The organism is Subtercola sp. Z020 (genome assembly GCF_002931235.1).
Lineage (GTDB): Bacteria > Actinomycetota > Actinomycetes > Actinomycetales > Microbacteriaceae > Subtercola.
The window spans coordinates 1-6,611 of record NZ_PSTT01000134.1; the positions used below are offsets into that span (position 1 = coordinate 1).

5 protein-coding genes are annotated in these 6,611 nt (G+C 70.3%); 4 read left to right on the forward strand and 1 reads right to left on the reverse strand.

The window, feature by feature from the left end:
- Window positions 1–114 precede the first annotated feature (114 nt).
- From C5B96_RS16625 to C5B96_RS16640, 4 genes are all read left to right on the forward strand, one after another.
- On the forward strand, window positions 115–2,307 hold the full coding sequence (locus C5B96_RS16625; protein WP_104246481.1) for a YhgE/Pip family protein: 2,193 nt from the start codon (window positions 115–117) through the stop codon (window positions 2,305–2,307).
- Between the two features lie 433 nt (window positions 2,308–2,740).
- Complete coding sequence (locus tag C5B96_RS17485; protein ID WP_158507227.1) at window positions 2,741–2,932, forward strand: hypothetical protein; 192 nt, start codon at window positions 2,741–2,743, stop codon at window positions 2,930–2,932.
- A 446-nt stretch (window positions 2,933–3,378) separates the two neighbouring features.
- Window positions 3,379–3,660 carry a hypothetical protein gene (locus tag C5B96_RS17240; RefSeq protein WP_146078235.1) on the forward strand — a complete coding sequence of 94 codons (282 nt, stop codon included), beginning with the start codon at window positions 3,379–3,381 and terminating at the stop codon, window positions 3,658–3,660.
- Entirely contained in the window at window positions 3,657–4,319 is a 663-nt protein-coding gene (locus C5B96_RS16640; RefSeq protein WP_104246484.1) for a hypothetical protein, read from the forward strand. The genes C5B96_RS17240 and C5B96_RS16640 overlap by 4 nt, the downstream gene beginning before the upstream one ends.
- Before the next feature lie 198 nt (window positions 4,320–4,517).
- Here C5B96_RS16640 and C5B96_RS16645 read toward each other — a convergent pair whose 3' ends face one another.
- A complete protein-coding gene (locus C5B96_RS16645; RefSeq protein ID WP_104246485.1) occupies window positions 4,518–6,410 on the reverse strand; it encodes a molybdopterin-dependent oxidoreductase in 1,893 nt (630 codons plus the stop codon).
- Window positions 6,411–6,611 lie beyond the last annotated feature (201 nt).

Below are 6,611 nucleotides of genomic sequence, written 5' to 3' on the forward strand. Positions count from 1 at the left end.
TGCCTGTTCCTGTGCCTGTTCGGTCTCTGTGTGGGTGGTGCCCGCCGCGCCCGCGACGAGCGCGACCGCGGCGGGCACCACCCACACAGAGACCGAACAGGCACAGGAACAGGCATGAAGATCGTCACCCTCGTCCGCACAGAGTTGCGGCGCCTCACCGCGACCGGGCTGGCGCGACTCGCCCTCGTGGCGCTCATGCTCGTACCCGTCATCTACGCGGGCCTCTACCTCTGGGCGAACAGCGACCCCTACGGCAACATCAAGAACATCCCCGTCGCCCTCGTCGTCGAAGACACGGGCGCCACACTCGACGGCAAGGCCGTCAACTACGGCACGCAGGTGCACGATCAGCTGATCGCCGACGACAGTGTCGAATGGGAGGACGCGACCGCCGACCAGGCGGCATCCGGAGTCAGGAACGGCGACTACGACTTCGTTCTGACGCTCGGTCCCGACTTCTCGACCATGCTCACCTCCGCGGGAACCGCCACCCCCACGCAGGCCGTCGTGCAGCTGACGACGAACGACACGAACAGCTTCCTCGCGTCGTCGATCGCCGCGACCGTCGCCGAGAAGGTGCGCCTGAGCATCAGCGAGCAGGTCGGCGAGGCCGCCGCGCTGCAGTTCCTGAACGGTTTCTCGACGATCCACGACAACCTCGGCACCGCGCTCGACGGAGCGAACCAGCTCGTCGACGGCACGGGCCAGGCCCAGACCGGCGCGGCGGCCCTGGCCGATGGTGCGGCGACCGCGAACACGGGCGCCCAGGCGCTCGCCTCCGGTGCCGCGACGGCCGCGAGCGGGGCGTCGACCCTCGCAGACGGTGCCGCTCAGGCCGCGACCGGCGCCGGCTCTCTGGCCGATGGCGCCTCGCGACTGGCGAGCGGAGCATCCACTCTCTCCGACGGCGCGAACCAGGCCGAGACCGGCGCGGCGACCCTCAGCACCGGCGTGCAGTCGCTGCCCGGCGACACCGCGACCCTGAACGACGGGGCACAGAAGGTCGCGGCGGGCAACGCGAAGCTGGCCGGCGCGGCCGACCAGGTCGCTTCGGCGACTCAGGATGCCGCGAGCCAGGTTCCAGTGGTGCGCGCAGACATCGTGAAGCAGCTCGACGACATTCCCGGGCTGACCGATGCGCAACGCGCGGCCATTCTCGACCGGCTCGACTCCGTCGGAAAGGCCATCACCGACGGCAACAGCAAGGTGGAGGCCCTCGACACGCAGGTCGACCAGCTCGCCGACGGGGCCGCGCAGGTCGCCGCGGGAACGCAGCGCCTCGCCGACGCCGCGCCCACCCTCGCGGGAGGGGCCGCGTCGCTCGCCTCGGGCACCGCGCAGGTCGCGGCCGGAGCCTCCACCCTCGCCTCGTCGGCGGGGCAGCTCTCCGACGGGGCCGCGACGCTCGCGACGGGTACTGCGCAGGTATCGGACGGAGCCGCGTCGCTCGCCTCGGGCACCTCGCAGCTCGCCGACGGCGCATCCACCCTCGCCGGCGGAACGCAGCAGCTCGCCGACGGCTCAGCCACTCTCTCGACGGGTGCGGGCCAGCTCAACGCGGGCGCCGTGAAGCTGCGCGACGGGCTCTCGTCGGGAATCGACCAGATCCCCGACTACACGCCCGATCAGCGTCAGACCGCGGCCGCGACGATCGCCACGCCGGCGCGGGTCGACACCGACAGCATCACCAAGGCGTCGACCTACGGGGCAGGCATGGCGCCGTTCTTCATCAGCCTGGCGGCATGGATCGGGATCTACGCACTGTTCCTCATCATCAAGCCGCTGTCGCGCCGGGCGCTGACCGCCCTGCGGGCACCGCTCCGGGTGACGTTCGCCGGCTGGCTCGCCCCGGCGTTGCTCGGTGCGCTGCAGATGGCGGCCGTGTACTTCGTGGTGACGGTTCCGCTCGGGTTCAGCGTGGCCAACCCCGCGCTGATGCTGGCGTTCATGGTGTTCACCTCGATCACCTTCGTGGCGATCATCGGGGCGCTGAACATCTGGCTCGGCAGTGTGGGGCAGTTCCTCGGGCTGGTGCTCATGGTGCTGCAGCTGGTGACGGCGGGCGGAACGTTCCCGTGGCAGACGTTGCCGGGTCCGCTCGCGGCGCTGCACCACGTGCTGCCGATGAGCTACGCGGTGGATGGCATCCGCCAGCTCATGTACGGGGGCGACCTGTCGCTCGCGCTGAACGACGTGGGGGTGCTGGCCGTGTGGCTGGCGGCGGCGATCGCGTTCTCGATGTTCCTCGCGACGCGCAAGACGGCGTCGCGCACCCTCCGCGACCTGCGGCCCTCCCTGATCGGGTAGCGCGCTCCTTTCTCGCTGAGTGCCTGCCCTTGTAAACGAGCAATCTTCACTATGTGGTCAAGCGTGTCCCGATGGGCGGGCCGACGTGAGGAGCATGGTGAAGAGGAATCTCTGGATGGCGGGGGCAGGCCCCGTCGTGTTGATCGGTCTGCTGTGTCTTGGTACCGGTTCAGCCTCGGCGGCTCCGAACCCGGGTGCTGCAGATGATCAGCCGGCCTCTCCGGTCGTCGTCGAGCCGATAGACCCGGCCGACCCGATGGTTTTCGCTCCCGGTTCTGCACTCACACCCGAAGGCTCGACCCCGTCGCTCCTCGGAACGCCGAAGTGCGGCAGCTCGGCGTACGCTCCGCCCGGAGGCGCGCAGGGCCCGGACTCGCGCGCCTCGTGTTCGCTGGCCGGCTCACCCGGCTTCCGTACCGGATACACCTGGCAGATGCAGAACGGCTCCGGCACGCGGGTGTGCGCTTCAGGGCTGGGATACAACACGGCCTACGCACCGATCTGGTACGGAGTGGGGTGCGGCGGCTCGGGCGCCGTGAACGTACCGTGGGGCAACGTGCTCGCCTACCAGAAGCTCCATGCGTACTCGATCAACGGCTACGGCGGCAACATCAACTGGCACTGAGCGCCATGCGGCCCGCGCTGCTCAACGCCGTGACCATCACGGTGCTCGCAGGCACCCTTGCGGGTGCGGTGGCAGTCACCGTGGTGACCCGACCCTCTCCGACTGCGCCCGCGGAGGGTGTTGTGGCGCGAGCGGGTTCCGCCGCGGTGGTGGCAGACGTGGTTGCCTCACTCGACTGCCGGAGTGAGATCCTCCTCGCCGACGACCTCTACAATTTCTCACCGATGAGCGGCAGCTACTGTGTGACCGCTACCGCAGGGATCGTCGTGGTCCGCTCGTACCCGTCTCGTCGCGATGCCGATATCGCGCTTCAGGACTGGCCTCTGATCGGGACCGATCGGTACCTGGTGCGAGGCGAAAGCTGGTTCGCTGTGGGCACCCTGGACGCTCTGGGTCTGTTGGAATGGAGGGTCGATGCCCGTGGGCCGACTCAGGACACTCCTGACATGGATGCCCTCACGCCGGTGGAAGAGGGGCGCTCCGCCTGTGTTCGGCTCCTGTCGAGTGCTCTGCACGACCGCGCACTGAACCCCGAGCAGTTCGAGGCCGAGCGTGCGGACTTCGAGACCCTCCATCCCGGCCTTCCGGATCTCGTCGAACACGCACTCGAGCCCGAGAACGTCTTCGCCCTCAGCTCGGTTGCTGACGATGACCTGCGATACGAGAGCGTCATGTCGAGCATCGCGTCACCCCTGAAACGTTTCTGCGCAGGGTCGGAGATCTCGTGAACTCCATCCGTGGGGAACACCTGCGACGCACCTGCCTGCTGGGTGGTTGCGGAATCGTTCTGGGGTCCCTGTACTCCGTGGCCCTTGCCCTGGCCGAACTGATTCCGGAAGCCCGAGGGCTCGTACCGCTCGGGGACTCTGTTGTTCTGGCGGCCTCCGCCGCCGTCATCGCCGTGGCGTTCACGGTTCTCGCCGTCGGAGTGCACTCGGCGAGCATCGTCGGGGGCGCGCGGTGGGGGCGGCTGGCACTGATCGTGTTCGGCACGTGCCCGTTCCTGGTGCAGCTCTCTTCTCTACTGGTCGTGGGCGACCCGACTCTCGGCGGTGCAGCGGGCGGGTGGGTCGCGTTCGCGGTGGGTGCCATAGGGCTGACCGCGGGCATGTTCGCGGCCATCGCTGTGGCGCGCGGCAGAGCTCTGCATGGGTATGCGCGGTGGGCGTTGCTTCCCGCTGTCACAGTTCAGATCTGCAACCAGATCGTGCTGACTGTGCCCGGGGAGAATGTCGCAGCGCTCTCCTTTCCGCTGACCGCCGTCGGTCTCGCTCTGACGACGGCAGCCGGAGTGTCGTATGCACTCAAGGGGCCGGCCGCGGGGATCCGTCGACTCGCGCACCGCGTTGGCCGGGCGTGTGAGCGGGGGGTGCGGCGACGGTCATGACGCCTGGCAGGGTGGGCGCGGCATCCGGGCAGGGCGCCGAGCAGCGCGGGCACGGCTTCCCGGGGCGAAGGGACCTAAATCGTCCTACGCGCGGGCGGATGGGACGGTTTGCGTCCCCTCGCGGGTGCGTCGGTGAGCCGGGCAGGGCGCCGGGCAAGGCGGGCACGGCTTCCCGGGCCGGCCAGGGCCCGGCGCGGGTCAGGCGACGCTGACCTTGATGGTGTGCCAGCCGGAGGAGCCGTCGGGGGCGGGCGGCGCCTCGTCGGAGGTCTGCGTGTAGCCGGAGTCGTCGGTCGCGCGCACCGCGATCGTGTGGTCGCCCGAGGGCGCATCCCACTGCAGCACCCACTGCCGCCACGTGTCCGCCGAGATCGCGTCGGCGAGGGTCGCGGCCTGCCAGTCGCCGCCGTCGACCTGCACCTCGACGCCCCGGATGCCGATGTGCTGCGCCCACGCGACCCCCGCGATCGCGATGGTGCCGGCCGCCTGCTTCGTGCCGGGCCGCGGGGTGTCGATGCGGGAGGAGGTCTTGATGGGGCCGAGGGCCGTCCAGCCGCGGGGGGTCCAGTAGCCCATGTCCTGCGCGAACGTGGTCACCTTCATCTCGACCACCCATTTGGTAGCCGAAACGTAGCCGTACAGCCCCGGAACCACCATGCGGGCGGGAAAACCGTGCTCGATCGGCAGGGGTTTGCCGTTCATCCCGACCGCCAGCAGGGACTGCCGCCCGGCATCCTGCAGGACTTCGAGCGGCGTGCCCGCGGTGAACCCGTCGGAGCTGCGGGAGAGCACCATGTCGGCCCCGGCGGTCGGTTTCGCCCGGGCGAGCAGGTCGCGGATCGGGTAGCCGAGCCACAGCGCGTTGCCGATGAGGTCGCCGCCGACCTCGTTCGAGACGCAGGTGAGCGTGGTGTAGTTCTCGACCATCGGCAGGGCCAGCAGGTCGGCGAACGAGATCTCGACCTCGTTCTCGACCATGCCGGTGATCTTGAGGCTCCACGTGTCGGGGTTCAGCTGCGGAACCTGCAACGCCGTGTCGATGCGATAGAAGTCGGCGGCAGGGGTCACCACGGGGCTGAGGTTGGTGATGCCGAGGTCAGTGCCGGCCGCGAGGGGGGCCGCGGTGTCTGCGGCGGCGGGTGTGGGCAGCACGAGGGCGTTGCGCGCGGCCGTGACGACGGCGGCGCCCGCGTTCATGGTGCGGGCTGCGACGCCGGCGATTGCCGACGCAGCTGCGGCGACGACCATCCACGTGAGGAACTGCCGCCGCTCGAGCGGCGCGCGGGCGAGGCGCGCTGCGCTGGCCGCTGGTGGTACGGATGCCGCGGGGCGGGTGTTCGCGTCGGCTCCGGATGCCGCGGGGCGGGTGTTCGCATCGGCCCCGGATGCCGCGGAGCGAGCGGGCACGTCGAGCCCATTCGCCACGGTGCCGGTTCCGTTCACCGGCTGCGGCATTCCGGCCGAGACCGGCTTGACGCCGGGTTCTTCGTTGGTGGAAACGGAGTCGGCCCCGGATGCCGCAGGGGCACCGGTCACGACGGCAGCAGCCGCGGCATCCGGAGACGACGCGGCCGGCGTCCGAACGCCCGCGGCGGGCGAACCCTCGGCACGCGACACCCCGGCACGCGACACCCCGGCACGCGAACCACCGGCACGCGTGACCCAGCGGCGGAGGCGCGTCTGCAGCGCGTTCAGCACCACGACGCCCACGAGCATCCCGATCACGGTCGGAACCGCCGCGATCCCCGACGCGTTCTCGCGCGTCGTCACGGCCAGCACCGCGATCGCCGAGAAGACGACGAGCACGAGCGTTCCGAGCGGACGGCGACGATACTCGAGGTAGCCGGCGAGAGCGGCCCCGAGCGCGACGACGATGCCGAGAATCGTCAGCAGGGCGGCCTTGTCGCCGGTACCGAAGAGGGCGATGGTCAGCTCTTTCACGCCCGGCGGCGCCAGGTCGATGACGAGGGACCCCACGGCGAACAGGGGGCTGGACTCCGCGCCGACGAACAGCGCGACCACTTCGGCGGAGGCCAGAACGGTCGCCGCAGCAACGATTCCCGTGAGGGCCGCCCAGAGACCACGTCGCATGGTCAAACCATACGCCGCCTTCCCTTGGTGTCGGCTGACCGAGTGGCCCGCCGACTGAACGCGGCCACACGCAGTGCGGCTCTGGATGCCGCGGCCGCGCCCTGCGCCGCCCCGCGTCCCGCCCGCCCTCGCATCCCGCGGTTCGCGCACGAAGGGACGCAAACCGTGCTCCCGCATCCGCTGAGCCACGTTTTGCGTCCC